The organism is Kineococcus sp. NBC_00420 (assembly GCF_036021035.1).
Lineage (GTDB): Bacteria > Actinomycetota > Actinomycetes > Actinomycetales > Kineococcaceae > Kineococcus.
On record NZ_CP107930.1, the window covers coordinates 4,429,382 to 4,455,796 of the forward strand.

At 73.7% G+C, this 26,415-nt stretch carries 21 protein-coding genes; 11 read left to right on the plus strand and 10 right to left on the minus strand.

Features of this window, described 5'->3' with window-relative positions:
• Together OG218_RS21805 and OG218_RS21810 are read right to left on the minus strand one after the other, a co-directional pair.
• A complete protein-coding gene (locus OG218_RS21805; RefSeq protein ID WP_442906418.1) occupies window positions 1-1,635 on the minus strand; it encodes a glycoside hydrolase family 13 protein in 1,635 nt (544 codons plus the stop codon).
• 24 nt (window positions 1,636-1,659) lie between these two features.
• Window positions 1,660-3,492 carry a phosphoenolpyruvate carboxykinase (GTP) gene (locus OG218_RS21810; protein ID WP_442906537.1) on the minus strand — a complete coding sequence of 611 codons (1,833 nt, stop codon included), beginning with the start codon at window positions 3,490-3,492 and terminating at the stop codon, window positions 1,660-1,662.
• A 169-nt stretch (window positions 3,493-3,661) separates the two neighbouring features.
• On the opposite strand from OG218_RS21810, the gene OG218_RS21815 reads away from it, so the two are divergent.
• From OG218_RS21815 to egtD, 5 genes are all read left to right on the plus strand, one after another.
• The gene (locus OG218_RS21815) at window positions 3,662-5,176 is read left to right on the plus strand and encodes a helix-turn-helix domain-containing protein (RefSeq protein ID WP_328295320.1); all 1,515 of its coding nucleotides are present in this window, start codon (window positions 3,662-3,664) and stop codon (window positions 5,174-5,176) included.
• A gap of 370 nt (window positions 5,177-5,546) precedes the next feature.
• A complete protein-coding gene (locus OG218_RS21820) occupies window positions 5,547-6,800 on the plus strand; it encodes a glutamate-cysteine ligase family protein (RefSeq protein WP_328295321.1) in 1,254 nt (417 codons plus the stop codon).
• Complete coding sequence (egtB, locus tag OG218_RS21825) at window positions 6,797-8,119, plus strand: ergothioneine biosynthesis protein EgtB (RefSeq protein WP_328295322.1); 1,323 nt, start codon at window positions 6,797-6,799, stop codon at window positions 8,117-8,119. The genes OG218_RS21820 and egtB overlap by 4 nt, the downstream gene beginning before the upstream one ends.
• Window positions 8,120-8,842, plus strand: coding sequence for an ergothioneine biosynthesis protein EgtC (egtC, locus tag OG218_RS21830; protein ID WP_328295323.1), 723 nt, complete (start codon window positions 8,120-8,122; stop codon window positions 8,840-8,842). It abuts the gene before it with no gap.
• The gene (gene egtD / locus OG218_RS21835) at window positions 8,839-9,825 is read left to right on the plus strand and encodes an L-histidine N(alpha)-methyltransferase (protein ID WP_328295324.1); all 987 of its coding nucleotides are present in this window, start codon (window positions 8,839-8,841) and stop codon (window positions 9,823-9,825) included. The genes egtC and egtD overlap by 4 nt, the downstream gene beginning before the upstream one ends.
• 2 nt (window positions 9,826-9,827) lie before the next feature.
• Here the strand turns inward: egtD and OG218_RS21840 are convergent, their stop codons facing one another.
• Window positions 9,828-10,439 (minus strand): malonic semialdehyde reductase, encoded by a 612-nt coding sequence (locus OG218_RS21840; RefSeq protein ID WP_328295325.1) that lies wholly within the window; start codon window positions 10,437-10,439, stop codon window positions 9,828-9,830.
• A gap of 93 nt (window positions 10,440-10,532) precedes the next feature.
• Here OG218_RS21840 and OG218_RS21845 point away from each other — a divergent pair, with 93 nt between their 5' ends.
• Window positions 10,533-10,901 carry a winged helix-turn-helix transcriptional regulator gene (locus OG218_RS21845; protein ID WP_328295326.1) on the plus strand — a complete coding sequence of 123 codons (369 nt, stop codon included), beginning with the start codon at window positions 10,533-10,535 and terminating at the stop codon, window positions 10,899-10,901.
• A 7-nt stretch (window positions 10,902-10,908) separates the two neighbouring features.
• On the opposite strand, the gene OG218_RS21850 is transcribed toward OG218_RS21845, so the two are convergent.
• From OG218_RS21850 to OG218_RS21865, 4 genes are all read right to left on the minus strand, one after another.
• Window positions 10,909-11,319 (minus strand): globin, encoded by a 411-nt coding sequence (locus tag OG218_RS21850; protein WP_442906538.1) that lies wholly within the window; start codon window positions 11,317-11,319, stop codon window positions 10,909-10,911.
• 35 nt (window positions 11,320-11,354) lie between these two features.
• Entirely contained in the window at window positions 11,355-12,920 is a 1,566-nt protein-coding gene (locus OG218_RS21855) for an SDR family oxidoreductase (RefSeq protein ID WP_328295328.1), read from the minus strand.
• A 53-nt stretch (window positions 12,921-12,973) separates the two neighbouring features.
• Window positions 12,974-14,047, minus strand: coding sequence for a mechanosensitive ion channel family protein (locus OG218_RS21860; RefSeq protein WP_328295329.1), 1,074 nt, complete (start codon window positions 14,045-14,047; stop codon window positions 12,974-12,976).
• A gap of 62 nt (window positions 14,048-14,109) precedes the next feature.
• Window positions 14,110-16,251: a prolyl oligopeptidase family serine peptidase gene (locus OG218_RS21865; RefSeq protein ID WP_328295330.1), complete on the minus strand. Its 2,142-nt coding sequence runs from the start codon at window positions 16,249-16,251 to the stop codon at window positions 14,110-14,112.
• A 131-nt stretch (window positions 16,252-16,382) separates the two neighbouring features.
• Here OG218_RS21865 and malQ point away from each other — a divergent pair, with 131 nt between their 5' ends.
• On the plus strand, window positions 16,383-18,536 hold the full coding sequence (malQ, locus tag OG218_RS21870; RefSeq protein ID WP_328295331.1) for a 4-alpha-glucanotransferase: 2,154 nt from the start codon (window positions 16,383-16,385) through the stop codon (window positions 18,534-18,536).
• A 98-nt stretch (window positions 18,537-18,634) separates the two neighbouring features.
• On the opposite strand, the gene pepN is transcribed toward malQ, so the two are convergent.
• Window positions 18,635-21,190, minus strand: coding sequence for an aminopeptidase N (gene pepN / locus OG218_RS21875; RefSeq protein WP_328295332.1), 2,556 nt, complete (start codon window positions 21,188-21,190; stop codon window positions 18,635-18,637).
• A gap of 137 nt (window positions 21,191-21,327) precedes the next feature.
• Here pepN and OG218_RS21880 point away from each other — a divergent pair, with 137 nt between their 5' ends.
• Window positions 21,328-21,966, plus strand: coding sequence for a mycothiol-dependent nitroreductase Rv2466c family protein (locus tag OG218_RS21880; RefSeq protein WP_328295333.1), 639 nt, complete (start codon window positions 21,328-21,330; stop codon window positions 21,964-21,966).
• A 3-nt stretch (window positions 21,967-21,969) separates the two neighbouring features.
• Here the strand turns inward: OG218_RS21880 and OG218_RS21885 are convergent, their stop codons facing one another.
• Window positions 21,970-22,647, minus strand: a complete 678-nt coding sequence (locus OG218_RS21885; protein WP_328295334.1) for a DUF429 domain-containing protein — start codon at window positions 22,645-22,647, stop codon at window positions 21,970-21,972.
• 36 nt (window positions 22,648-22,683) lie between these two features.
• On the opposite strand from OG218_RS21885, the gene OG218_RS21890 reads away from it, so the two are divergent.
• Genes OG218_RS21890 through OG218_RS21900 form a run of 3 tightly spaced genes read left to right on the plus strand, consistent with a single transcriptional unit; the run spans window position 22,684 to window position 25,148 of the window.
• A complete protein-coding gene (locus OG218_RS21890; protein WP_328295335.1) occupies window positions 22,684-23,172 on the plus strand; it encodes a ribose-5-phosphate isomerase in 489 nt (162 codons plus the stop codon).
• Entirely contained in the window at window positions 23,172-23,996 is an 825-nt protein-coding gene (locus tag OG218_RS21895; RefSeq protein WP_328295336.1) for an Fpg/Nei family DNA glycosylase, read from the plus strand. The genes OG218_RS21890 and OG218_RS21895 overlap by 1 nt, the downstream gene beginning before the upstream one ends.
• Window positions 23,997-24,023: 27 nt before the next feature.
• The gene (locus tag OG218_RS21900) at window positions 24,024-25,148 is read left to right on the plus strand and encodes a PP2C family protein-serine/threonine phosphatase (RefSeq protein WP_328295337.1); all 1,125 of its coding nucleotides are present in this window, start codon (window positions 24,024-24,026) and stop codon (window positions 25,146-25,148) included.
• On the opposite strand, the gene OG218_RS21905 is transcribed toward OG218_RS21900, so the two are convergent.
• Window positions 25,145-26,365, minus strand: coding sequence for a glycerate kinase (locus OG218_RS21905; protein WP_328295338.1), 1,221 nt, complete (start codon window positions 26,363-26,365; stop codon window positions 25,145-25,147). The two genes, OG218_RS21900 and OG218_RS21905, sit on opposite strands and share 4 nt — an antisense overlap.
• Window positions 26,366-26,415 lie beyond the last annotated feature (50 nt).

Here is a 26,415-nt window from a genome sequence, read left to right on the forward strand (position 1 = left end):
TCAGGGGAGACGGAACCAGGCGGCGGTGTCGGTGGGGACGCGGCCGGCGTCGAGGTCGCCGCTGGCCACCAGCAGGGTGGCCCCGGCGGGCACGGCGACGGGGTCCGGGCCGAGGTTCGCGACGACGAGGACGTCGGCGCTGGTGAAGGCGAGCACGTCGCCGCCGTCGATCTCGTGCCACCGCAGGGTGCCGCGTCCGAGGTGGAGTTCCCGGCGCCGGGCGATCAGCGTGCGGTAGAGCTCCAGCGTCGACCCGGCGACACCCGTCTGGGCCGCGACGGACAACCGGCCCCAGAGCTCCGGCTGCGGCAGCCAGCCGGCCGGGCCGGGGCCGAAACCGTAGGACGGTTCCCCGCCCTCCCAGGGGATCGGGACCCGGCACCCGTCGCGGCCGGTGTCCTCGCCGTTCGTCCGGGCGAACGAGGGGTCCTGACGGACCCCCGCCGGCAACGTCGTCACCTCCGGCAGACCGAGTTCCTCACCCTGGTAGACGTAGGCGCCGCCCGGCAGGGCGAGCATGAACGTCGTCGCCGCGCGGGCCCGGCGCAGACCGAGCTCGGCGTCCGGTTGCGGGTCGTCGGGACCGACACCGCTGGTGGGTTCCTGCCCGGCGGGGTAGCCGAGGCGGCTGGCGTGCCGGACGACGTCGTGGTTGGAGAGGACCCAGGTCGCCGGGGCGCCGACGGTCTCGTGGGCGACCAGCGTCGAGGTGATGACGGCACGGAGTTCCGCCGCGCGCCACGGGGCCCGCAGGTAGTCGAAGTTGAAGGCCTGGTGCATCTCGTCGCCGCGCAGGTAGCGGGCGAGACGCTCCGGCGGGGTGACCCACGCCTCCGCGACGAGCATCCGGTCACCCGGGTAGGCGTCCAGGACACGACGCCAGCCGCGGTAGATCTCGTGCACGCCCTCCTGGTCCCACATCGGGGGACGCTCGCCGGTGGCGGCGGAGCCGTCCAGCAGGGCCTGGTCGTGGTCCCACTCGGGCAGGCCGTCGGCCTTGACCAGCCCGTGGGCGACGTCGATGCGGAACCCGTCGACCCCGCGGTCCAGCCAGAACCGCAGGACGTCCTCGAACTCGGCGACGACCTCGGGGTTGGTCCAGTCCAGGTCGGGCTGGCTGGAGTCGAAGAGGTGCAGGTACCAGGAACCGTCCTCGACGCGCGTCCAGGCCGGACCCCCGAACACCGAACGCCACGAGTTCGGCGGGGCGTCACCGTCCCCCTCGCGGAACAGGTAGCGGGCCCGCTCGGGCGAACCCGGGCCGGCGGCCAGGGCGGCCCGGAACCAGACGTGGTCGGCGGAGGTGTGGTTCGGGACGAGGTCCATCACCACGCGCAGGCCGAGTTCGTGGGCGCGCTCCGACAGCCGCCCGAAGTCGTCGAGGGTCCCGAACATCGCCTCGATGCCGCGGTAGTCGGCGACGTCGTACCCCGCGTCCTTCTGCGGGGAGGGGTAGACGGGGGAGAGCCAGACGGCGTCGACGCCGAGGTCGGCCAGGTGCGGCAGGCGCGCGGTGATGCCGGGCAGGTCGCCCATGCCGTCACCGTCGCCGTCGGCGAAGCTGCGCGGGTAGACCTGGTAGATGACGGCGTCACGCCACCACGGGGTGCTGCTCGGTTCGCTCACCCGTCCCATCCTGCCGGACGGCGCGGCTCGGCGTCAGGCCGCCAGGTCGCCGCCCGTCGGCGGGTCCAGGCGGTAGCGCAGCAGGTCCAGGTGGCCCCGCAGCTCGGCGGGGAACCGGTGGCCGAACTGCGCGAACCAGCGCTCGAGCTGCTCGACCTCGTCCAGCCACGCGGTCGGGTCGACGGTGAGGAGTTCCGCGAGGTCGGCCGCCGGGACGTCGAGTCCGGCCACGTTCACACCCGACGGGGTCGGTACCAGGCCCACAGGGGTGTGCCGGGCGTCCGCGCTGCCCTCCAGCCGTCGGCAGATCCACTCCACCACGCGGGAGTTCTCGCCGAACCCGGGCCAGAGGAACCGGCCGTCGTCACCGCGGCGGAACCAGTTGACGGAGAACACCTCGGGCAACCGCGTGAGCCGGTCCCGCATCGAGAGCCAGTGCGCGAAGTAGTCGGCCATGTTGTAGCCCGCGAAGGGCAGCATCGCGAACGGGTCGTGCCGCAGCTCACCCACGGTTCCCTCCGCGGCCGCGGTCCGCTCGCTCGAGATCGTGGCCCCCATGAACACGCCCTGGCTCCAGTCGCCGGCCTGGGCGACCAGCGGGACGTTCGAGCGGCGGCGGCCACCGAAGAGGATCGCGTCGATCGCGACGCCCTCGGGCGCGTCGAACTCCTCGGCGATCGAGGGGCACTGCGCCGCGGACACCGTGAACCGCGCGTTCGGGTGCGCCGCGGGGGTCCCCGACCCCGGGGTCCAGGACCGGCCCCGCCAGTCGGTCAGGTGGTCCGGGGCCTCCTCCGTCATCCCCTCCCACCAGACGTCGCCGTCGTCGGTGAGGGCGACGTTGGTGAAGATGACGTTCTCGCGCAGCATCTCCATCGCCGTCGGGTTGCTCGACCAGCCCGTGCCCGGCGCGACCCCGAAGAACCCCGCCTCGGGGTTGATCGCGCGCAGTTCACCGTCCGGACCGGGACGCATCCAGGCGATGTCGTCGCCGATGGTCTCGACCCGCCACCCGGGGATCGTCGGGCGCAGCATCGCGAGGTTCGTCTTGCCGCAGGCCGAGGGGAACGCCGCCGCGAGGTGGAACACCCGCTGCTGCGGCGAGGTCACCTTGAGGACGAGCATGTGCTCGGCGAGCCAGCCCTCGTCGCGGGCCATCACCGAGGCGATCCGCAACGCGAAGCACTTCTTCCCCAGCAGGGCGTTGCCGCCGTAGCCGGAACCGAAGGAGAAGATCTCCCGGGTCTCGGGGAAGTGCGCGACGTACTTGAGGTCGTTGCACGGCCAGGCGACGTCGTCGCGGTGCCGGCCGGCGGCGTCGACCAACGGCATCCCGACGCTGTGGACCGCGGGGACGAACGGGGTTCCCGGGGTGATGGCGGCCAGGGCGGGCGACCCCATCCGCGTCATGGTGCGCATGCTGACGACGACGTAGGGGGAGTCCGTCACCTGGATCCCGAGCTGCGAGATCGGGCCGCCGACGGGGCCCATCGAGAACGGGACGACGTACATCGTGCGGCCGCGCATCGACCCGCTGAACACCCCGGCGAGTTCCTCGCGCAGCGCCTCCGGTTCGCGCCAGTTGTTCGTCGGCCCCGCGTCCTCGCGACGGTGCGAGGCGATGAACGTGCGGCTCTCGACCCGGGCGACGTCCGAGGGGGCGGAGCGGGCCAGGAAGCTGCCCGGACGCAGGTCCGGGTTCAGCGGGACCAGGGTGCCGGCGGTGACCATCTGCGCGGTGAGGCGGTCGAACTCGGCCTGCGACCCGTCGCACCAGACGACCTCGTCGGGCTGGGTGAGCCGGGCGGTGGCCCGCACCCAGCCGAGCACGGCCTCGTTCGTGGTGGGGGTCCCCGAGAGACCCACGCTCCCCGGGGTCGTCCCGCTGCTGTTCTCACGCGTCACTTCGGTCGTCACGTCGGCGTGCCTCCTCGAGATGGGTGCTGGTCCGTGTTTCGACTCTGGCGGCAACCGCACGGTCGAACAACGGTCCGGGCCCGTGAAGAACGCCGATTCTTCACGTACAGTGAAACGCATGCCTCGATTGCGCGTCGCCGCCCTCGAACCGCTGACCGACCCGGCGCTCGCCCCGACGGAACCCGGGACCGGGCTCGACGCCCTCACCGTGGGCCGCCGGATCCGGCACCACCGCGGGGTCAAGGGCTGGACGCTCGCCCAGCTCGGCGAAGCCGTCGGCACCGCGCAGAGCCAGCTCTCGCAGGTGGAGAACGGCAAGCGCGAACCCCGGCTCTCGCTCATCACGGCGCTCGCCCGCGCCCTCGAGGTCACCCCCGCCGAACTGCTCGACCCCTCGCCCCCGCCGACGCGACGCGCCGCGCTGGAGATCGAGCTCGACCACGCGCAACGCTCACCGCTGGCCCGCACGCTCGGCCTCCCCGAGGTCAGCGCCGGCCGGAAGCTCCCCACCGACGCCCTGGAGTCCCTCGTCCGGCTCCACCGCGAACTGGCCCGGCGCCACGACGCGTCCCACGCGACCCCGGAGGAGGCCCGACGCGCCAACACCGAGATCCGACTGCTCATGCGCCGCAGCGACAACCACCTCCCCGAGATCGAGGAGCTCGCCGAGGACCTCGTCCGCAGCGCCGGGTACACCGTCGGCGCGCTCACCCACCGCCAGGTCGCGCGGATGGCCTCCGACCTCGGGTTCAGCATCATCCACGTCGAGGACCTGCCCCACTCCACCCGCACCGTCACCGACCTCGCCCACGGCCGGATCTACCTCCCCCCGGCCTCCATCCCCGGCGGCCACGGGCTGCGATCCCTCGCGCTGCAGGCCATCGGACACCGCGTGCTCGGGCACGAACGCCCCGCCAGCTACACCCAGTTCCTGCGGCAACGGCTCGAGATCAACTACTTCGCGGCGTCCTGCCTCCTCCCGCGCGCCGCCGCCGTGCAGTTCCTGTCGGCCGCCAAAGCCGACAAGGACCTCGCCGTCGAGGACTTCCGCGACGCCTTCGGCGTGACCCACGAGGCCGCCGCGCACCGGCTCACGAACCTGCTGACCTCCCACCTCGGGATCCCCCTGCACTTCCTGCGCGTCGGCGAGGACGGGGCCCTGTACCGGGGGTACGAGAACGACGGCGTGCCCTTCCCCCAGGACGCCTCCGGCAGCATCGAAGGACAACCGGTCTGCCGCCGCTGGACCGCACGGACGGTGTTCGACGTCCGCAACCGCACCACCGAGAACTACCAGTACACCGACACCCCCGCCGGGACGTTCTGGTGCTCCAGCCAGACCGGGAGCAGCGGGGACGGAGGGTTCTCGATCACCGTCGGCGTGCCCTACGCCCACGCCAAGTGGTTCCGCGGGCGCGACACCCGCGTGCGGACCCGCAGCACCTGCCCCGACGGGGACTGCTGCCGCCGCCCACCGACCGACCTCGTCGAACGCTGGGCCGACGCGGCGTGGCCCTCGGCGCGCCTGCACGCCCAGACCCTGGCCCCGCTGCCGTCGGGACGTTTCCCCGGAGTGGACGACCGCGAGGTGTATTCGTTCCTCGCCTCGCACGCGCCCCCTGCGGCGGGGTGAGGTCTTGTCGGGTCTCGTTCCGGGCGGTGCGGCGGTGGCGCCGGCGGATACTCCGTTCGCGCTGGTCCGCGGGTGACGTCAGGTTCGTTCACCGGCGCTCACTCCGGACATCCGCCGGCCCCACCACCGCACCGCCCTTCGGCGTTTCCCGTGGCGGCCTCACCGTGCCGGGTGGGACGTGGCCGGTGGGGGTCTTGGGGGCCGGGGCCCCGGGCACCTGACCGCGGAGGGTTGGGAGGTCCGGGGGGGCTCGGGGGGCTGGTGTCGGAGGGGCGTGTCAGGGTGTCGGTGAGGCCACGGGAGTGGCCCCACGCCGACCCGCGGCTCAGGTCCATCGAGCCGGTCCGGACCTGGAAGGGGCCTGTACGACATGACGACACTGACTGGCGCAGCACCCGAGGTGGACTCCTCACCGTTGGACGTCGAGGCGGTGCGGGAGCGGGTGGCGGCCGCGGCGCTGCGGCCCTCCGAGGTCGGGTCGGTGGGGCTCGAACTGGAACGGCACGTCGTGGACCTGCGGGATCCGGGGAGCCGGGTCGGCTGGGACCGGCTGACCGCGCTGCTGGAGGGGTTCGCGACGCCGCGGGGGTCGAAGGTCACGCTCGAGCCGGGCGGGCAGGTCGAACTCTCGACGCTGCCCGGTGACGGGGTGGTGGCGGCGGTCGAGGCGCTGCGCGTGGACGCGAACGCCCTCGACGCGCGGCTGGCGGGGGAGCGGCTGGTCCTGCAGTCGACGGGGACGGACCCGCTGCGCGCACCGCAGCGGGTGAACCCGGCGTCGCGCTACGTCTCGATGGAACGGCACTTCGCCTCCATCGGGGACACCGCCGGTCCGGCCATGATGAGTTCGACGGCGTCGCTGCAGGTGAACCTCGACGCGGGCCCGGCGCACGGCTGGGCCGACCGCCTCGCGCACGTCCACCGGCTGCTGCCGGTGTTCGTCGCGCTCGCCGCGAGCTCGCCCGTCCAGGGCGGCACCCGGACCGGGTGGGCCTGTGCGCGGCAACGGATCTGGCAGGACCTGGAACCCGGCCGGAGCCGCGCCGGGACCGCCACCTCGGACCCGGTCGCAGCCTGGACGGAGTTCGCCCTCGCCGCGCCGGTGATGTTCCTCCGCGGCGGGGACGGGCAGTTCACCGCCGTCGAGGGGACCGTGTCGTTCGCGGCCTGGGCCGACGGCTCGGTGCGGCTCGGCGACCGGTCACCCACGGCCGCCGACGTCGACGCGCACCTCACGACGCTCTGGCCCCCGGTGCGGCTGCGCGGGTTCCTCGAACTGCGCGTGCTCGACGCCGTCCCCCGCGCGTGGTGGCCGGGGCTGGCCGCCGTCGTCGCGACCGTCGTGGACGACCCGACCGCGGCCGACCGCGCCGCCGAGGCCGCGCACCCCGTCGCGCACGCCCACCTCGAAGCCGCCCGCGACGGACTCACCGACCCGCGGATCCGGACCGCCGCGCTCGGGGTGCTCGAGGCCGCCGCCGCCCGTGTCCCGGACGGACTCGCCGCCGACGTCGAGCGTTGGCTGGAGGCCCTCGACCGCGGTCGCGGCCCGGCCGACCTCGTCCTCGACCGCTTCGAACGCTCCGGACCGACCGCCTGCCTGACCGCGGAGGAACTGCGATGACCCACCCGACCCGGACCGGCGCGACCCGGACCGGCACGACCCTGACCGCCGACCTCGCCGTCGAGGCCCTCGACCGCGCCCGCGCCACCACGACGAAGCTCACCGACGCCGCCGACGCTGAACTCACCGTCCAGCACTCGACCCTCATGAGCCCCCTGGTCTGGGACCTCGCCCACATCGGCCAGCAGGAGGAGCTCTGGCTGCTCCAGCACGACAGCCCTGACCGCACCCCGGTGTTCCACGCCACGATCGCCTGTCTCTACGACGCCGCCGAGCACCCGCGGGCCACCCGGACCCGGCTCCCGCTGCTCGATCCGGCGCAGTCCCGGCGGGCCATCGCCGACGTCCGCCACCGGGTCCTCGACTCCCTCGCCCGGCTGGGACCGGAGGAGTCCGCGTTCGCGGCCGGGATGGTCGCCCAGCACGAGCACCAGCACGACGAGACGATGTTCGCCACGCACAACCTGCGCTCCGGCGACCCCCTCCTCGCCGCCGCCCCCACCCCGCCGGGGCGTCTCGTCCCCGCCGACGCCGTGCTCGTGCCGGCGGGGGAGTTCCTGCTCGGCGTGGACCCGGCGGAGGAACCCTGGGCCCTGGACAACGAGTCCCCGCAGCACCGCGTGCACGTGCCCGCCTTCCGCATCGGGCGGGTGCCCGTGACCAACGGCGAGTGGGCGCAGTTCGTCGAGGCCGGCGGCTACGACGACCCCCGGCTGTGGACGTCGGCGGGCTGGGCCCACCGGCAGGCCGACGACGTCTCGGCCCCGATGGGCTGGGCCGCCGACGGCGCCGGCGGCTGGACCCAGCGCCGGTTCGCGACCGAGCAGGCGCTCGACCCCGCCCGACCGGTGCAGCACGTCGACTTCCACGAGGCCTCCGCCTACGCCCGTTGGGCGGGGGCGCGGCTGCCCACCGAGGTCGAGTGGGAGAAGGCCTGCGCCTGGGACCCCGCCCTCGGGCGCCGGCGGCGCTGGCCGTGGGGTGACGGTCCGGCGACGCCGGAGCGGGCCAACCTCGGCGGCGGTGCCCTGGGACCCGCGCAGGTCGGCGCCTACCCGGACGGGGCCAGCGCCTACGGCGTCGAGCAGACGATGGGTGACGTGTGGGAGTGGACGTCCTCGGCGTTCGCGCCGTGGCCGGGGTTCTCGCCGATGCTCTACGACACCTACTCCGCGCCGTACTTCGACGGCACCTACCGCGTGCTGCGCGGCGGCTCCTGGGCCAGCGACCCGGTGTCGGTGCGCCCCTCCTTCCGGAACTGGGACTTCCCCGTCCGGCGGCAGATCTTCACCGGTCTCCGACTCGCCTGGAGCGCCTGAGTGTGCCGCCACACGGCCTGGCTGGGCCGGCCCCGGAACCTGTCGGAGTTCCTGCTGGAACGACCGCACGGGTTGCTGCAGCAGAGCTGGGCGCCGCGCCGGCAACGGCACGGCACGGTCAACGCCGACGGGTGGGGCGTCAGCTGGTGGAGCCCGCCCGAGGCCTCCTCCGCCCCGGGGCCGGCGCGCTGGCGCAGTTCCGGGCCGATGTGGTCCGACGCGTCGCTGGCCTCCGTCGCCGCCCACGTCGCGGCCGGGTGCGTGGTGGCGGCGGTGCGGGACGCGACGGTCGGGATGCCCACCGACGAGAGCGCCTGCGCCCCCTTCGTCCGCCACGGGTGGTCGTTGTCGCACAACGGCGTCGTCGATCGGTCGGTGCTGCCCGCGGACGCCTGGCCGCGGGCGGAGTCGGTGTGCGACTCCGCGGTCCTCGCGTCGTACCTGCTCGCCGCACCCGAGGAACTCGGCAAGCGGATCGCCGTCGTCGGTGCCGACGACCCCGCCGCCCGGCTCAACGTCCTGCTCGGCGACGGGGAGCGGCTGCTCGCCACCGCCTGGGGCGACACCCTCAGCGTCCTGGAGACCCCCGACGGGGTCGTCCTGGCCAGCGAACCGCACGACGACGACCCCCGCTGGCGCGACGTCCCCGACCGCACCCTCGTCGAGGCGCGCCTGCACGGCGGACGCGTCGTCGTCACCGAAACCCCTCTGGAGACCGTGTGACCCCGCCCCGGCTGTCCCTGGAACGCCACCTCACCCCCGACGACCTGTCCCTGACGCTGCGCGCCGACGTCCGGGCGGGCCTGACGGCGGACGCGAAGACGTTGCCGCCCAAGTACTTCTACGACGAGCACGGCAGTCGGTTGTTCGACGAGATCACCCGGTTGCCCGAGTACTACCCGACCCGGGCGGAACGTTCGCTGCTGGAGCTGGTGGCCGGTGAGGTCGCGCAGATCACGGCGGCCGACGTCCTCGTCGAACTCGGCAGCGGCACGAGCGAGAAGACGCGGGTGCTGCTGCACGCCCTGCGCGACGCGGGGACACTGCGGCGCTTCGTACCCTTCGACGTCGACGAGACCGTCCTCGCACAGGCCGGGACGGAGATCCTGGCGGAGTTCCCCGGGCTCGACGTGCAGGCCGTCGTCGGGGACTTTGAACGCCACCTCGGGGAACTCCCGCGGGAGGGCCGACGCCTGGTGGCGTTCCTGGGCTCGACCATCGGGAACCTGGAACCCGCCCCGCGGTCGCGGTTCCTGCGCGAGCTGGCCTCCGGGATGGGACCCGGGGACCACCTGCTGCTCGGGACGGACCTGGTGAAGGACACCGGGCGGCTCCTTGCCGCCTACGACGACAGCGCGGGGGTGACGGCGGCCTTCGACAAGAACGTCCTCTCGGTGCTCAACCGGGAACTCGGTGCCGACTTCGACCTCGACGCCTTCGACCACGTCGCCGTCTGGGACGCCGGGCTCGAACGCGTCGAGATGCGGCTGCGGGCCCGCCACGCCCACGAGGTGCGGCTGCCCGGCCTCGACCTCGCGGTGCGCTTCGACGCGGGGGAGGAGGTGCGGACCGAGGTGTCCTCGAAGTTCCGCCGGGAATCGGTGGTGAGCGAACTCGCCGCCGCCGGTCTCGACCTCGTCCGCTGGTGGACCGATCCCGCGGGGGACGTGGCCCTCAGCCTCGCCGCCCCGCGGGTCGTCGGCTGAGGTCAGACGAAGCGGACGACGTCCTCGACGTCGAGGCGCGGCAGCCGGGGGCGGAACGCGTCCGGGCCCGGGTAGCCGATGTTCACGACGAGGTGCGAGCGCCAGTCGGTGCCGGCGAAGAACTCCGCGTCGACGGCGGCCTTGTCGAACCCACCCATCGGGCCGGCGGCCAGGCCGAGCGCGCGCACGGCGAGGATGAAGTAGCCGGCCTGCATCGCCGCGCTGTAGGAGCCCATGCTCTCGCGCATCGCGGCGTTCTCCTCCAGCACCGGCTGCATGCCCGCCATGAACGGGGCGACGGTCGGGATGGCGTCGTGGAAGCGGTCGTCGACGGCCAGGACGGCGGTCACGGGGGCGCTCGCGGCGCGGTCGCGGTTGGTGTCGTTGAGCAGTGGCACCAGGCGGGCCTTCGCCTCCGGGGTCCGGACGAAGAGGACGCGCATCGGCTGCAGGTTCGCGCCGGTGGGGGCCCAGCGGGCCAGTTCCCAGACCTGGGCCAGCTGCTCGTCGGTGACGGGGGTGTCGGCGAAGGTGTTCGCGGTGTGGGCGTCGCCGAAGAGGGCGGCGCGCGCGGAGTCGTGGAGCCCGAGCGGACGTTCGTCCAACGTGGTCACAGCTGTTCTCCTCAGAGTCGCTTGGTATGCAGTTGCTACTTCGAAAAAAAGAGTAGCACTGGCGAGAGGAGTGTCAACGGGTACAGTCGGGGGGTGAGCGAGCAGGTGGAGGACGTGCAGACCGAGCACACGGCGCGGTCGTGCGACGGCGCCCTGGCACGCGCGTTCGGGTTCCTCGGCAAGCGCTGGAACGGGATCCTGCTCGCGACCCTCAGCTATGGTCCCACCGGGTTCTCCGAGCTGCGCCGCAACGTGGGCGGCATCAGCGACTCGGTGCTCGCGGACCGCCTCAGCGAGCTCGCCAAGGCCGGGCTCGTCACCCGCACGGTCCACGAGGGGCCGCCCGTCGCGGTCGTCTACGAGCTGACCGCCTCCGGGCGCGCGCTGACCCCGGCCCTGCAGGAGCTCACGACGTGGGCCCGCGAGAACCTCACCGAGGACCGCTGCCGGGGCCGGGACTAGCGCCCGGCTAGTCCTCGAAGGTGTTCAGCATGCTGTGCGCGGCGCGCTCCAGGTAGTCCCACAGGACGCCCTCCTGCGCGGGCACCAGGTGCAAGGACTCGACGGCCGCACGCATGTGCAGCAGCCAGCGGTCCCGGGCGTCCGGGTTGACCCTGAACGGCGCGTGCCGCATCCGCAGCCGCGGGTGGCCACGCAGCTCGGAGTACGTCCCCGGGCCACCCCAGTACTGCTCCAGGAACATCCGCAGACGCTCCTTGGCCGGACCGAGGTCGGCCTCCGGGTACATCGGGCGGAGCACCTCGTCCTCGGCGACGCCCGCGTAGAAGGCGTCGACGAGCGTCACGAACGTCGCGTGCCCGCCGACCTCGTCGTAGAAGCTGCGGGTCCCACCGTCCGGCCCCGCCGGCGTGCGGCCGATGAGGTTCTGCGGACGGACGAACGGCAGGTCGGGGCTCACCCCACCAGTGTCGCGCCCTCGCGGACCTCGACCGCACCGGGACCCGTGGACGCCAGGCTCGTCGGACCCTCGTGACGGGCCGCGGCCTCGGCCGCGTCCTTCACGTTCTTCTGCATGCCACCGAACACGACCCCGTGGAACGGGCTGATCGCCGCCCAGTAGGCCTGGCCCGCCAGACCGCGGGGGTGGAAGAGGGCCCGCTGGTGGAAGAGCGTGCGCCCCACGGCGTCCGTCTCGACCCGCAGGTCCAGCCAGGCCAGCCCCGGCAGCTTCATCTCGGCGCGCAGCCGCAGCAGCCGGTCGGCCTGACGGTCCTCCACGCGCCACCAGTCCACGGCGTCGCCGATCATCAGGTGCTTGGGATCACGCCGACCTCGGCGCAGCCCCGGACCCCCGGAGAAGCGGTCCATCACGCCGCGGACCGCCCACGCCATCGGCCACGAGTACCAACCCTGCTCACCGCCGATCCCCTCCAGCACCTCCCACAGCACGTGCGGCGGGGCGTCGACGACGGTCGTGCGCTCGTCGACGTAGAGGCTGCCACCGGCCCAGTCCGGGTCGGAGGGCAGCGGGTCGCTGGGGGCGCCCGGCACGGACGCCGAACTCCACCGCGTCTCGACGTTGGCGTCCTGGATGCGCTGCAGGGCCAGCTCCACCGCGCGCTTGAAGGGGATGAGGCCCTCCGCCGGGTCCGGGACGTACCCGGCGATGTCGTGCTCCTGGCAGAACACCTCGTGCACCAGGCTCTCCACCAGCGGACGGGCGATGGACTTGGGGACGGGGGTCACCGTCCCGACCCAGTGGCTGGACAGCTTGGGGGACATCACCTTCACGGGGAGGACGTAGCGCTTGGGGAGGCCGGCCACCTCCGCGTACCCGCGCATCATGTCGAGGTAGGTCATGACGTCGGGGCCACCGATGTCGAAGGTGCGGTTGACGTCCGCGGGCATCGAGGCCGAGGCGACGAGGTAGCGCAGCACGTCGCGCACCGCGATCGGCTGGATCCGGTTGTGCACCCAGCGCGGGCACACCATGACGGGCAGCCGCTCAGTGAGGTAGCGCATCATCTCGAAGCTCGCCGAGCCGGAGCCGAGGATCACCGCCGCCTGCAGCACCGTCGTCGGGACGGGGGAGTCGAGCAGGATCTCGCCCACCTCCCGGCGCGACTCGAGGTGGGTGGAGAGCTCCTCGCCCTCGGGGTGCATGCCGCCGAGGTAGACGACCCGGGAGACCCCCTGCTCCGCCGCCGCCCGCGCGAAGGTCCGGGCGGTGCGGCGGTCCTTGGAGGAGAAGTGCCCGCCGCCGCTCATCGCGTGGATGAGGTAGTAGGCGACGTCGACGCCCTCCAGCGCGGCGGTGACCTGCTCGGTGTCGGAGGCGTCGGCCTGCACGACCTCGACGTCCTCGATCCAGGGCCGGTCCCGCAACGCCTCGGGGCGGCGCGCCATCGCCCGCACCCGGAAACCGGCTTCGAGCAGCTCGGGGACCAGCCGACCACCGATGTACCCGGTCACCCCGGTCACCAGCGCGAGCCGGCCCTCACCTGCTGCGATGTCGCTCATGGCCCCAGTGTCCGAGCGGAACACCGCCCCCGCGACTCGGCGGGTCCGCGACCTCAGAGACCGCGGTTGGTCGACCCCGGGTCCGCGGCCGCGGCGTCCTGGGCCGCGACGTCCGCCTCGCTCGGGGCGGGCGGCTGCGGGGTGACGGCCGCAGCGGGGTCGTTCAGGCGACGGGCCTGCGGAGCGTGGTCGTCGTGGCGCAGGAACACCGTGCGCTGGGCCAGGGGGAACTCGATCCCCTCGGCGTCGAAGACGGCCTTGATGCGGCGCAGCAGCTCGCGCTGGACGGCCCACTGCTGCATCGGACGGGTCTTCACGACGAGGCGCAGGACGATCCCGTCGGTCGTCATCTTCTCGACCCCCCACACCTCGGGGGCGTCCATGACCAGGGGCCGCCAGTCGTCCTCGGCGACCAGGTCGTCCGCGATGCGCTGCAGGACCTCCTGCACGCGGGCGAGGTTCTCCCCGTAGGCGACGGAGACGTCGAGGACGGCCCGGGCCCAGCCCTGGCTCTGGTTCCCGACCCGCACGATCTCGCCGTTGCGGACGTACCAGACGGTGCCCTTGACGTCGCGCAACCGCGTCACCCGCAGGCCGACGGCCTCCACGGTGCCCGAGGCGTCCCCGAGGTCGACGGAGTCACCCACGCCGTACTGGTCCTCGGCGAGCATGAACACCCCCGACAGGAAGTCCTTCACCAGCGCCTGCGCCCCGAAGCCGAGCGCGACCCCCGCGATCCCGGCCGAGGCCAGGAACGGTGCGATGGCGATGCCGATGGTGTCGAGCACCACGAGGACCGCCAGGATCCCCAGCACGAAGGTGACGGTCGACTTGAGCACCGAGGCGAGGGTCTCGGCCCGTTGCTGACGACGTTCGTTGAGCAACGGCGAGGACTCGAGCAGCCCGTTCCGGCGGCCGCCGCCGCCGAGCTTCCCGGCCCCCGTCGCGATCCCCGTCGCGACCCGGCCGATGACCCGCATCAGCAGGAACCGCGCGACCCAGCAGATCAGCAGGACGATGACGATCTTCAGGGGCTTGTCGAGCAGGAACGTGACGACGCTCTGGGCGCCGTCGGCGGCGTCCTCCGAGGTGACGCCGGTGAAGGCGTGGGTGATCGAGTCCAGCACGGGGTGGGACGACTCCTTCTGCGTGGTGTTCCTGCGGGTGTTCCTGCGTGGTGTTCCGGGGGTCAGCCGAGGTCGAGGCCGGTGGCCCGCGCCGCGAACGCGAGGGTGTCGCGCACGAGACCGGCGCTGCGCGAGAGCGAACGGGCACCGTGCCCCACGTCCTTCTCCCGGCGCAACAGCACCGGGCGGCTGCCCGGGTCGCTCGCGGAAGCGTGCTGCAGCGCGGCGCACAGCTTCCGGGCGTGCAACGGGTCCACCCGGGAGTCCCCGTCGAACACGGTGAACAGCACGGCCGGGTAGGCGGTCCCCGCCGCCACGCGGTGGTACGGCGAGTACGCGTGCAACCACCCGAACTCCGTCGCGTCGGCGGCGCTCCCGTACTCGTCGCTCCAGGTGGCGCCCAGACCGTGCAGTTCGTAGCGGACCATGTCCAGCAGGGGGGCGCTGCAGACGACGCCCGCGAACAGCGACGGTTCCTGGGTGGCGGCCGCTCCGACCAGCAGCCCACCGTTGGACCCGCCGTGCACGCACAACTGCTCGTGGGTCGTGAACCCCCGCGCGACGAGGAAGCGGGCCGCCGCGTGGAAGTCGTCGAACACGTTCTGCTTGTGCTCGCGCATCCCCGCGCGGTGCCAGTCCTCGCCCTCCTCGCCGCCGCCGCGCAGGTTCGCCACCGCGTACACGCCGCCCGCCTCCACCCAGGCCAGCGCGTCGGGTGCGTAGTGGGGGGACAGGCTGATGCCGAACCCCCCGTAGCCGTAGAGGATCGCGGGCACCGGGGCGGTGGGGACGCCGTCGGCGTCGAGCAGGTCGGCGCGGACCGTGACCTGCAACCGGACGATCGTGCCGTCGAGGCTCGGGTACTCCAGCAGCGTGCTGACCACCGCGGGGACCTCGACCGCACCGGGGGGCGCGGACTCCACGGAGAGTTCCCGGGTCCGGGCGTCGAAGTGCCAGACGTGCGTCGGGGTCGTCGCGTCGCTGTAGCCGAACCACAGGTCGTGACCCGGTTCCGGCCGCGCCACGAGACCGCCGATGGAGCCCGTCCCGGGCAGGTCGACGCGGCCCAGGTCACCCGGCAACCGGTCACCGGTCTCGAGGTCGTGCACGGTCACCGAGCTCACGGCGTGCTCGGTCCAGCCCACGACCAGCAGGGGACGGGCGAGTTCGGGTCCGTCGAGGACCGCGACGTCGTCGAGCAGGGCCCGGCCCTGGGGGACCAGGTCGCGCCAGTGCTCCACCTCCGGGGTGGCCGGGTCGGTGACGGCGAGGCGGCCGCGGGGGGCGTCGAGGTCGGTGAACACGTACAGCCGGCCGTCACGGCCGACCCAGGCGCTGGTCTGCGCGTCGCGACCCGCCACCACGGTCCGCAGCTGCGGCGAGCCCGGAGCGGAGGCGGAGAGGTCGGCCAGCCAGACGTCGTTGCGCGGCGCCGTCCCGTCCGAGGCGCTCACGACCAGCCAGCGGCCGTCGCGCGAGGTCCAGACGCCGTAGTAGTTCGTCATCGACAGCCCGTCGCCGAACACCTCGACGTCGCGGGCGGGATCGGTCCCCACGACGTGCAGGTAGACCCGGCGGTGGTACTGGCGCTCCTCGGCGGGCACGGCCTCGGCCGGCAACCGGCGGACGTAGTAGAACGAGCGCTCGCCGTCCGCACCGGCGGGCAACCAGGCGATGGGGGAGTAGCGGGCCCGGTCGACCGGACCGTCCACGACCTCCCCCGTCGCGACGTCGAGCACCCGCAGGACGCTCTCCTCGCTGCCGCCCTCGGAGAGCTGGTAGGCCAGCAGGTCCCCCTCGACGCTGGGTCGCCACCCGTCCAGGGTCGTCGTCCCCGACGGGTCCAGCGCGATCGGGTCGATCAGGGTCCGGGGCGCCGCACCGGGGTCCTCCACCTGCAGGACCCCGTGCTCCGCGGTCGGCTCGCGACGGGTCCGGAACACCCGTTCCCCGCGGTGGACCGGGCTGCCGACGGAACCCGTGGCCATCAGCTCCCGCACCCGTCGTTCCACGCGGTCACGGCCCGGCAGCGTCGCGGCGTGGGCCGCCCACGCCTCGTCCTGCCACCGCGACCAGGCGAGCGTCCGCTCGTCCTCGACGTCCTCGAGCCAGCGGTAGGGGTCGGGGACCGCGACCCCGTGCAGCTCGTCGACGAGGTCGAGGCGCGGGGCGGGAGCCTCGCCGGCGGAGGTCGGGGTGCTCATGGGCGTCCACCCTAGGCGCGGGGCCCGACGTGGCGCCCCGACGGGCACGGGTCCCGGATTCGAACGCGGTCACCCGGCGACGCGCACCCCGCGGACGAGCCTCCGCCGGTGTCCTCTGGCAGAGTCGCGGGGTGTCTTCTGACGTCGCCGACCCGGCCGTCCTCGCCGACCTCGCCACCGCCTGCGGGGTCGCCACGACCTTCACCGACTGGCAGGGGAAGTCGACCACCGTCCCCGCCAGCACCGTCACCGCCGTGCTCACCGCCATGGGGTTCGACGTGAGCACCACCGCCGCGGCTCGTCGCGCCCTGCACGACGTCAAGCTCGCCCCGTGGCGCCGGGTGCTGCCACCGGTCGTGGTCGCCCGCGAGGGACGGCTCCACCACGTCCCCGTCCACGTCGCCCACGGCGACCCCGTCGACGTCGTCGTGGACCTCGAGGACGACGGCGGCTGGGCCCCGCTGCGCCAGGTCGACCGCTGGATCGACCCCGTGGACGTCGACGGCCACCTCACCGGCCGCGCCACCTTCGAACTCCCCGACGACCTGCCGCTGGGCTGGCACGTCCTGCGCGCGCGCACCCCGGCGGGTGAGACCGAGTGCCCCGTCGTGGTCACCCCGGACGTGCTCGAACTGCCGCCGACGCTGCGCAGCGGCCGCAGCTGGGGGTACCAGACCCAGCTGTACTCGGTGCGCTCCTCGCGCTCCTGGGGCATCGGCGACCTCGCCGACCTCGCCGACCTCTCGGCCGTGGGGGCCTCCCAGGGGGCGGGCTGGATCCTGGTGAACCCCCTCGCCGCGGCCTCGCCCGTCCCGCCGATGGAGGCCTCGCCGTACCTGCCGACCACCCGGCGCTTCGTGAACCCCGTCTACCTGCGCGTCGAGGACGTCCACGAGGTCGCCTACCTCTCGCCCGGCGACCGGGCGCTGGTCGAACGCCTCGCCGAACGCGTCCGGCCCGCCGACCACGACGCGGGGGAGATCGACCGCGACGCCTCCTGGGCCGCGAAGCGGCAGGCGCTGGACGTCGTCTACGCGCACGGCCGGACCACCGCGCGGGAGGCCGCCTTCCGCCGCTACGTCGCCACCGAGGAGCCGGGGCTCTCCGGTTTCGCCACGTGGTGCGCGCTGGCCGAGCACTTCGGGCTGCCCGCCTCGGAGTGGCCGGCCGAGGCGGCCGACCCCGCGGCGGCGCAGGCGTCCGGGCTGGTCGACGAGCTCGCCGACCGCATCGAGTTCCACCGCTGGCTGCAGTGGCAGTGCGACGAGCAGCTGCGCACCGCCCAGGACGCCGCCACCGCGCCGGGCACCGGCCCGGGGATCGTCCACGACCTCGCCGTCGGCGTGCACCCCGACGGGGCCGACGTCTGGTCACTGGGCGACGCCCTCGCGCACGGGGTCACCGTCGGCGCCCCGCCGGACGCGTTCAACCAGCAGGGCCAGGACTGGAGCCAGCCGCCGTGGCGGCCCGACCGCCTCGCCGACCTGGCCTACCGCCCCTTCCGCGACATGGTCCGCACGATCCTGCGGCATGCCGGTGGCCTGCGGGTCGACCACGTGCTGGGGCTGTTCCGGCTGTGGTGGATCCCGCAGGACGCCCCGCCCGCGGAGGGGACCTACGTCCGCTTCGACCACGAGGCCCTCATCGGCATCCTCGCGCTGGAGGCCCAGCGCGCCGGTGCCGTCCTCGTCGGCGAGGACCTCGGGACCGTCGAGCCGTGGGTGCGCGACTACCTCGCCGACCGCGGGATCCTCGGCAGCGCCGTCCTCTGGTTCGAGTACGACGAGGCCGAGCCGAAGGCGCCCGAGGACTTCCGCGAACTCGCGCTGGCCAGCGTCACCGTGCACGACCTCCCGCCGACCGCCGGATACCTCGCCCAGGAGCACGTCGCCCTGCGCGACCGGCTCGGGCTGCTGACCCGGCCGGTCGCCGAGGAACGCGCCCGCGACGCCGCCGAGCAGGAACGCATCCTCGGTCTGGTCCGCGACCGCGGGCTGCTCGCCGCGGGCGCCGACGAGCAGGCGACCGTCGAGGCGTTGCACCGCTACCTCGCGCTGTCGCCCTCGCTGATGGTCGGGGTCTCGCTGGTCGACGCCGTGGGGGACCGCCGGACCCAGAACCAGCCGGGGACCTCGTTGGAGTACCCGAACTGGCGGATGCCCCTGACCGGGCCCGACGGCGAGGTCGTCCTGCTCGAGGACCTGGCCACCGACCCCCGGGTGCAGTCGCTGGCCCGGGCCGTCGAGCAGGCGCTCGCGGAACCGGGCGACCCCGCGCAGCGGTGAACCTGACCTGAGGCCCGACCCGCTCCTCCCCGGGGGTGGAGCTCGGCGCTCAACGCGACGGGACCGGGTGCCGCGAGGCACCCGGTCCCGTTCTCACGTCAGTGCGTGTCGCGCTCCTGGGCCCGCAGCGCGCGGGCGACGCCGTCGCGGTTCTCCAGGACCAGACGGCGCAGGGCCGGCGGTGCGTCGGGTTCGTCCTCGAGCCACCGGTCGGTGCGTTCCACGAGGGCGCTGTCCGCCAGCTCGAGCGGGTAGAGGCCCGTCACGATCTGCTGGGCCATCTCGTTGGTGCGCTCCGCCCACACCCCGCGCAGAGCGGCGAAGTACGGCTCCACGAACGGACGCAGCAGCGCCTCGTCGTGAGCCCGCCCGAAGCCGCCGATCACCGAGGCCTGCACGGCGTTCGGCAGGTCCCCCTTCGTCACGACGTCGTCCCAGGCCCGCTGCTTGGCCGCCGGCGTCGGCAGGGCCGCGCGGGCGGCGGCGGCGGAGCGCTGCCCCGTGGCCGTCGCGTCGCGCGCCAGTTCGGCGTCGATCGCGTCGGCGCCGAGGGTGCCGCCGGCGACGAGCGCTGTCAGCAGGACCCAGCGCATGTCGGCGTCGACCTCGAGACCCTCGATGACCTGCGACCCGTCGTAGAGACCGGCGACGATCGCGAGGTGGGCCTCGCTGCGGGCGAAGGAGGCGAACGACCGCACGAACTGCAGCTGGGTGTCACTGCCGGCCGGTGCGGCCCGGAGCAGTTCCAGCAGCGTGTCCGCGGTGCGGGAGCGGACCTCGTCGCGGTGGGCGGGGGCGGTGTACAGCTCCACCGTCGTGCTCAGCTGGCGCAGCAGCACCAGCGCGACCGTGGAGTCGGCCCGGGCCGCGTCCCCGGGCAGCAGCGTCGTGAGCAGCAGGTCGACGTAGTCGCGGGCGGGGGACTCCCCGTCGCGCGTCATGTCCCACAGCGCCGCCGACACCAGCGAACGCGGCAGCGAGTCGCGGAAGGCGTCGAGGTGCTGCAGCGCCGTGGTGAGCGAGGCCTCGTCGAGGCGGATCTTGGCGTAGGCGAGGTCGTCGTCGTTGACCAGCAGCAGGTCGGGACGCTTGCGGCCCACCAGCTGCGGCAGGTCGGTGCTCGCCCCCGCCGCGTCCAGCTCGATGCGGTCGGTGCGTTCGAAGGTGCCGTCGACGAGGTCGTAGCACCCGAGGGCGATCCGGTGCGCCCGCAGGTGCGGGTGCGCGGACGGGGCCTCCTGGACCAGGGCGGCCGCCGTGACGGTGCCGTCCGCGTCGGTGCTCAGCACCGGGCGCAGCGTCGCGACGCCCGCGGTCTCCAGCCACTCCCGCGACCAGGCGCCGAGGTCACGGCCGGAGGTCTTCTCCAGCTCCCGCAGCAGGTCCACGAGCTCGGTGTTGCCGAAGGCGTGGCGGGCGAAGTAGGCCCGGACCCCGGCCAGAAATTCCTCACGGCCGACGTAGGCCACGAGCTGCTTGAGGACGCTGGCGCCCTTGGCGTAGGTGATGCCGTCGAAGTTCACCTCGACGTCCTCGAGGTCGTTGATCTCGGCGACGATCGGGTGCGTCGTGGGGAGCTGGTCCTGGCGGTAGGCCCAGGACTTCTCCAGGGAGTTGAACGTCGTCCAGGAACCCCGCCACTCCGTCGCCTCGGCCGCGCAGAGCGTCGACGCGAACTCCGCGAAGGACTCGTTGAGCCACAGGTCGTTCCACCAGCGCATCGTCACCAGGTCGCCGAACCACATGTGCGCCAGCTCGTGCAGGATCGTGACGACGCGGCGTTCGACGGTGGCCTGGGGGACCTTCGAGCGGAAGACGTAGCTCTCCACGAAGGTCACCGCCCCGGCGTTCTCCATCGCCCCGGCGTTGAACTCCGGGACGAACACCTGGTCGTACTTCGCGAAGGGGTAGGCGCGGTCGAACTCGCGCTCGAAGAACTCGAACCCCGCCTTCGTCGCGGCGACGACGTTGTGCGCGTCGAGGTGCTGGGCCAGCGACTTGCGGCAGTAGACGCCCAACGGGATCGTCCGGCCGTCGGAGGAGACCAGGGAGTCCTCGGAACCCTCGTAGGGCCCGGCGATGATCGCCGTCACGTAGGACGAGAGCCGCGGGGTCGGTGCGAAGGTCGTCCGCCGGCCCGCGGCGACGTCCTCGGTGGAGGCGACGGGGGAGTTGGAGACGACGCGCCAGTGCGCCGGCGCCGTCACCACGAAGGTGAACCCGGCCTTGAGGTCGGGCTGCTCGAACACCGCGTAGACGCGTCGCGAGTCGGCGACCTCGAACTGGGAGTAGAGGTACACCTCGTCGTCGACGGGGTCGACGAAGCGGTGCAGCCCCTCACCGGTGTTCATGTAGCGGCAGTCCGCGACCACGCGCAGCTCGTTCTCGGCGGCGAGACCGTCGAGGGCGATGCGGGCCTCGTCGGCCACGACGGCGGGGTCGAGGGAGGTCCCGTTGAGGACCACCTCGTGCACGCCGGCGCTGATGAGGTCGATGAAGGTGGAGGCGCCGGCGGTCGCGGTGAAGCGCACCGTCGTCGTGGAGCGGAACGTGCTGGGGCCGGTCGTCAGGTCCAGGTCGACGTCGTAGTGCTCGACCTGCACGAGCCCCGCACGGGTCCGCGCCTCCTCGCGCGTCAGGTTCTCGCCGGGCACCGCACGTCCTCTCGTCGTTGGAGCGTCACCACGGGATGTCCCCCTGGACGACGCGAAGCACTCTGCCACGAGCCCCCGACCCGTGGCCTGTCGCACCCGGCTGTTCCGTGTCGCAGGTCGGGAGCAGGATGACCGTCATGACCGCCACGACGCTCGAGAACACCACCGACACCACGACCGCGACCGCCGACTTCTGGTTCGACCCGCTGTGCCCCTGGGCCTGGATGACCTCCCGCTGGATCCTCGAGGTCGAGCAGGTGCGCGACATCACCGTCCGCTGGCACGTCATGAGCCTCTCCGTCCTCAACGAGGGCCGGGACCTCCCGCAGGAGTACCAGGAGCTGATGGCGAAGGGCTGGGGCCCGGTCCGGGTCGTCACCGCCGCGCGCAGCCTGCACGGCGACGAGGTGGTCCTGCCGCTGTACACGGCCATGGGCACCCGGATCCACCCCGGTGGCAACAAGGACTTCGACGTCGTGATCCGCGAGGCGCTGGCCGAGGTGGGGCTGCCCGCCGACCTCGCGGCCGCCGCGCACACCGACACCTACGACGCCGAGCTGCGCGCCTCCCACCAGGAGGGGATCACCCGGGTCGGCGAGGACGTCGGGACGCCCGTCGTGGCCTTCGGCGACGTCGCCTTCTTCGGACCCGTCGTGACCCCCACCCCCAGGGGCGAGGACGCGGGTCGGCTGTGGGACGGCTGCGTCCTCGTCGCCGGGACCCCGGGGTTCTTCGAGCTCAAGCGCACCCGCACCCAGGGTCCCGTCTTCGACTGATCGTCAGGTCACGATCCGCTGGGGGAGTCCGCGCTCGTCCGGCTCCCCGCCGAGGACGGCGGCGACACCCTCGACGAACCGCAACGCCGACCACGCGCACGCGGCCGCGTCGAGGTGGTCGTCGCCCGCGGGCGCGGGCGGCCCGTCCAGCCAGCCGGCGAGGGCCGCGACGCGCGCCTCGCGCCCGGCGGGGGTCTTCTTCGGCGGCAGGACCGCCCCGGTCATCGCGGCGAACGAGAGCTCGGGGTGGGTCTCCACCGCGAGCCGCCGCACCCGGTCCTGCGTCAGGGCCTCGTCGAGGGCGAGGACGGGCCCGCGCAACCCCCACGTCTGGGCCGAGAGACCCTTCCCCCGCAGGAGCTCCCGGGACACCTGCCGCGCCGCGGTGTAGTCGGGTGCCCGCAGCACCGCGCGCGGCGGGACGAGGAAGACCCGGGCGTGGGCGCGACCGAGGGCCCGCTTCGCGAGCCGGTCGGCGGGGCGCCAGTCGTCGCGGGGCAGACCGATCGGGACGTCGAACCCGACGGCGAGGGCACCGGGCGCCGTCGCGAGGACCGCTTCGACCCCGGGTCCGGGCGCCGACCGCCACGCCAGCAGCCGCGCGGAGTGAGACGTGCCCTCGACGACGGCCACGGCCCAGCCCCCGCGAGCGCCGTCCACCCCGAGCACCACCGACCCCATGACGCGATCCTGGCAGGGGACTGCCAAGCTGGCTCCATGCGCGTCCACGTCGGTACCGACCACGCCGGGTTCGAGCTCAAGGAGTACCTCGTCGCCCACCTGCGCGAGCAGGGGCACGACGTCGTCGACCACGGGGCGCCGGTCTACGACTCCGTCGACGACTACCCGCCCTTCATCCTGCGCGCCGCGCTCGCCGTGTCGCAGGAGCCGGGCAGCCTCGGCATCGTCATCGGCGGCTCCGGCAACGGGGAGCAGATCGCCGCGAACGTCGTCCCCGGCATCCGGTGCGCGCTGGCGTGGTCCGTCGACACCGCCCGGCTGGCCCGCGAGCACAACGACGCCCAGTGCGTCGGCATCGGCGCCCGCATGCACAGCCTCGAGGAGGCCACGCTGCTGGCCGACACCTTCCTCGCGACGCCGTTCTCGAACGACCCGCGCCACGTCCGGCGCATCGAGATGCTCGACGACTTCGCCCGCACGGGGGAGCTGCCGACCCTGCCGGCGAGCGCCACCGACGGGTCCTGATGCCGGAGGGCCACACCGTCCACGGCAACGCCCGTGACCTCTTCGCGCGCTTCGGCCGGTCGCCGGTCTGGGTGAGCAGCCCGCAGGGGCGCTTCACCGAGGGGGCCGCGTTGCTGCACGACGCGACGCTGGTCGCCGTCGAGGCGCACGGCAAGCACCTGCTCGCGCGCTTCGACAACGGGCGCGTCCTGCACGTCCACCTCGGTCTGTACGGCAAGTGGACGGCCGGCGACGGGCAACCGGAGCCGCCGCGTGGCCAGGTCCGGGTGCGTCTGGAGGCGGAGGGCGGCTGGGCGGACCTGCGCGGCCCGACCGCCTGCGAGGTCCTGGACCCCGGGGGCGTCGAGGCGCTGCACGCCCGGCTGGGGCAGGACCCGCTGCGCTCCGACGCCGACCAGGCCGTCGCCTTCGAGCGGATCAGCCGCAGCCGGACGACCCTCGGGGCGCTGCTCATGCAGCAGGAGGTCGTCGCCGGGGTGGGAGCGGTCTACCGGGCGGAGGTGCTCTTCCGCGCGGGCGTCAACCCCTACCGCCCGGGCCGTGAGGTGACCCGGGAGGAGTGGGAGTCCGTCTGGGGCGACCTGGTGCTGCTCATGCGGGCCGGTCTGAAGGCCGGCCGGATCGTGACGACCCGCCCCGAGCACCGCGCGAAGCGGAAGGGGACGCCGACCCGGGGCGATGCGTTCTACGTCTACCGCCGGGCGGGAGAGCCGTGCCGGTTGTGCTCCACGCCGGTCGAGTACGCGCAGATGGTCAACCGGCACCTGACGTGGTGTCCGACCTGCCAGCCTCGTGAGTTGAATACCGCCAGTCGCATTCCGTAGACGGAGAGTGACGACTAGAGTGCTCCCATGCAGCGGTCAACCCCGCGGCCACCACGCAGCGTGGCGTCGCGACGGTCAGGGCTGCTCAGTGCCGCTCAGCGTGCGTCCTGGCGCCGGTTGCTCGCCCGCCCACCCCAGACGCCGGCGCTCCTCGTCCTCTCCGCGGTCGTGCTCGGCGTGGGTCTGGGCTCGGCCTTCACCCGCTGGGTGCCGTTGACGGCGTTCGTGCCCGCGATCCTGGTCGGTGCCTTCGTGCTGCGGATGTCGCGGATGCTGGCGCTCTGCCTCGTGGCGGTCCCGGCGATGTTCATCGCGATCGTCGTCCGCGCCGACGACCCCCGGCCCGTGTCACCGAGCGTTCTCGTCGTCATCGCGATCACGGCCGGGATGGCGATCGTCTTCGCCCGGGGGCGCGACCAGCTCGGACTGACCGGGTACCTCGGCGAGGCCATGCTCGTCGACCTGCGCGACCGGCTGATGTCCCAGGGGGACCTGCCGGAGCTGCCCCCGGGGTGGCACGTCGAGGGTCTGCTGCAGCCCGCGCACGGGGACGCGTTCTCGGGTGACGTCCTGCTCTCCTCCGTCTCGCCCGATGGCACCCGGTTCGAGGTGGTCCTGGTCGACGTCTCCGGGAAGGGGCAGGACGCGGGCAGTCGCGGACTGCTGCTCTCGGGGGCCTTCGGTGGGCTGCTCGGATCGGTGTCGCCGCACGAGTTCCTCCCCGCCGCCAACCGCTACGTGCTGCGGCAGGACTGGTTCGAGGGCTTCGCGACGGCCGTGCACCTGGCGGTCGACCTCACCTCGGGGAAGGTGAGCGTCTCCTCGGCCGGACACCCACCGGTCGTGCACGCGCACTCCGTCGAGAGCGCGGAGCTGCTGGACGCGGCGCACGGGCCCCTGCTCGGTGTCGTCCCCGACGCGGACTTCCCGCCCGTCACGGCGACCCTCGAACCCGGGGACGCCCTGCTCGTCTACTCCGACGGGGTCGTCGAGCAGCGCGACGTCGACCTCGGCGAGGGCATCGGTTCCCTGGTCCGCAGGCTGCTGGCCCTCACCCCCGACCAGCGCTCCGGGTCGCTGCCCCGGCTCGTCGCGGACGGGGCCGACGGCGACTCCGACGACCGCACCGCGCTGCTGCTCTGGCGCGACTAACCCCGCGCCGGGAGCTCTCCCCGGATCCCGGCCGCGGCACGTTCGCCGTGCTCGGCGCCGAGGTCGGCGGCCAGTCGTCGCAGCAACGGGGCCGCGTCGCGCACGCAGACCCGCGGGTCGGGTTCGAGGTCCGTCAACGCCCGTGCGTCCGCGAAGCCCGCGGCCCGCCACCGCTGCTCGGGGAGGTCGCGCCGGCCGCTGAGCACGACCACCGGGACCCCCGTCCTCGCGGCCGCCGTCGCGATCCCCACCGGGGTCTTCCCGCCCAGGGACTGCTCGTCGAAGCTGCCCTCGCCGGTGATGACGAGGTCGGCGCCCGCGGTGCGGTGGTCCCAGTTCGCGAACTCCAGCACGACGTCGATGCCCGGGCGGCGGACCGCCCCGAACAGGCCGAGGGCCACCAGACCCGTCCCGCCCGCGGCCCCCGCGCCCGGGGTGTCGCGCGCGTCCACGCCGGTCGTGGCCGCCAGGACGTCGGCGAAGCGGGTCAGCGCACGCTCGAGCAGGTCGACGTCGGCGGGGGAGGCACCCTTCTGCGGTCCGAACACGGCGGCCGCCCCCCGCGGCCCCAGCAGCGGGTGGTCGACGTCGGCGGCCAGCGTCCAGCGCGCGGCGCGTGCCCTCGGATCGAGCCCGGTGAGGTCGATGCGGTCGAGGTCGAGCAGGGCCGCTCCGCCGTCGGGCAGGTCGTGGCCGTCCGCGTCGAGGAGCCGGGCGCCCAGGCCGACGAGGATCCCGGCGCCGCCGTCGGTGCTCGCACTGCCACCGACGGCCAGGACGACGTGCTCGGCGGCGAAGTCGAGGGCGGAGCGGATCAACTGCCCGGTGCCGCGGGTCGTGGCGGTCAGCGGGGCGGGGACCCCGCCCTGCAACCGGTCCAGCCCGGAGGCCTGCGCCATCTCCACGACCGCGGTGTCGCCGTCGCGGGCGAAGGTCGCCTCCAGGGTCTCCCCGGTCGGGCCGGCGACGCGGGTCGCCACGGCCCGGAAGCCCGCCGAGCGCAGCGCCGCCTCCACCGTCCCCTCGCCCCCGTCGGCGACGGGGATCTCGGTCCAGGCGAACGTGCGACCCACGGTGGCGACGTCGCGGGTGAGCTCCCCGAAGGCGCCCTCGAAGCCCTCGCGGAAGCCGTCCGCGATCGTGCGGGCGACCTCGGCCGCGGTCAGCGAACCCTTGAACTTGTCCGGGGCCACGACGACGTGGAAGGCAGACGACATGTCGGGACCCTACAGATCACCGCGGGTGATCCCGGGGAACGACGGAGCGG

Bases quoted from the DNA above. Each gene is read 5' to 3' on its own strand.
- OG218_RS21805 (WP_442906418.1), bottom strand. From the start codon at position 1,635: ATGGGACGGGTGAGCGAACCGAGCAGCACCCCGTGGTGGCGTGACGCC.
- OG218_RS21815 (WP_328295320.1), top strand. From the start codon at position 3,662: ATGCCTCGATTGCGCGTCGCCGCCCTCGAACCGCTGACCGACCCGGCG.
- OG218_RS21820 (WP_328295321.1), top strand. From the start codon at position 5,547: ATGACGACACTGACTGGCGCAGCACCCGAGGTGGACTCCTCACCGTTG.
- egtB (WP_328295322.1), top strand. From the start codon at position 6,797: ATGACCCACCCGACCCGGACCGGCGCGACCCGGACCGGCACGACCCTG.
- OG218_RS21855 (WP_328295328.1), bottom strand. From the start codon at position 12,920: ATGAGCGACATCGCAGCAGGTGAGGGCCGGCTCGCGCTGGTGACCGGG.
- OG218_RS21865 (WP_328295330.1), bottom strand. From the start codon at position 16,251: ATGAGCACCCCGACCTCCGCCGGCGAGGCTCCCGCCCCGCGCCTCGAC.
- OG218_RS21880 (WP_328295333.1), top strand. From the start codon at position 21,328: ATGACCGCCACGACGCTCGAGAACACCACCGACACCACGACCGCGACC.
- OG218_RS21885 (WP_328295334.1), bottom strand. From the start codon at position 22,647: ATGGGGTCGGTGGTGCTCGGGGTGGACGGCGCTCGCGGGGGCTGGGCC.
- OG218_RS21890 (WP_328295335.1), top strand. From the start codon at position 22,684: ATGCGCGTCCACGTCGGTACCGACCACGCCGGGTTCGAGCTCAAGGAG.
- OG218_RS21895 (WP_328295336.1), top strand. From the start codon at position 23,172: ATGCCGGAGGGCCACACCGTCCACGGCAACGCCCGTGACCTCTTCGCG.
- OG218_RS21900 (WP_328295337.1), top strand. From the start codon at position 24,024: ATGCAGCGGTCAACCCCGCGGCCACCACGCAGCGTGGCGTCGCGACGG.
- OG218_RS21905 (WP_328295338.1), bottom strand. From the start codon at position 26,365: ATGTCGTCTGCCTTCCACGTCGTCGTGGCCCCGGACAAGTTCAAGGGT.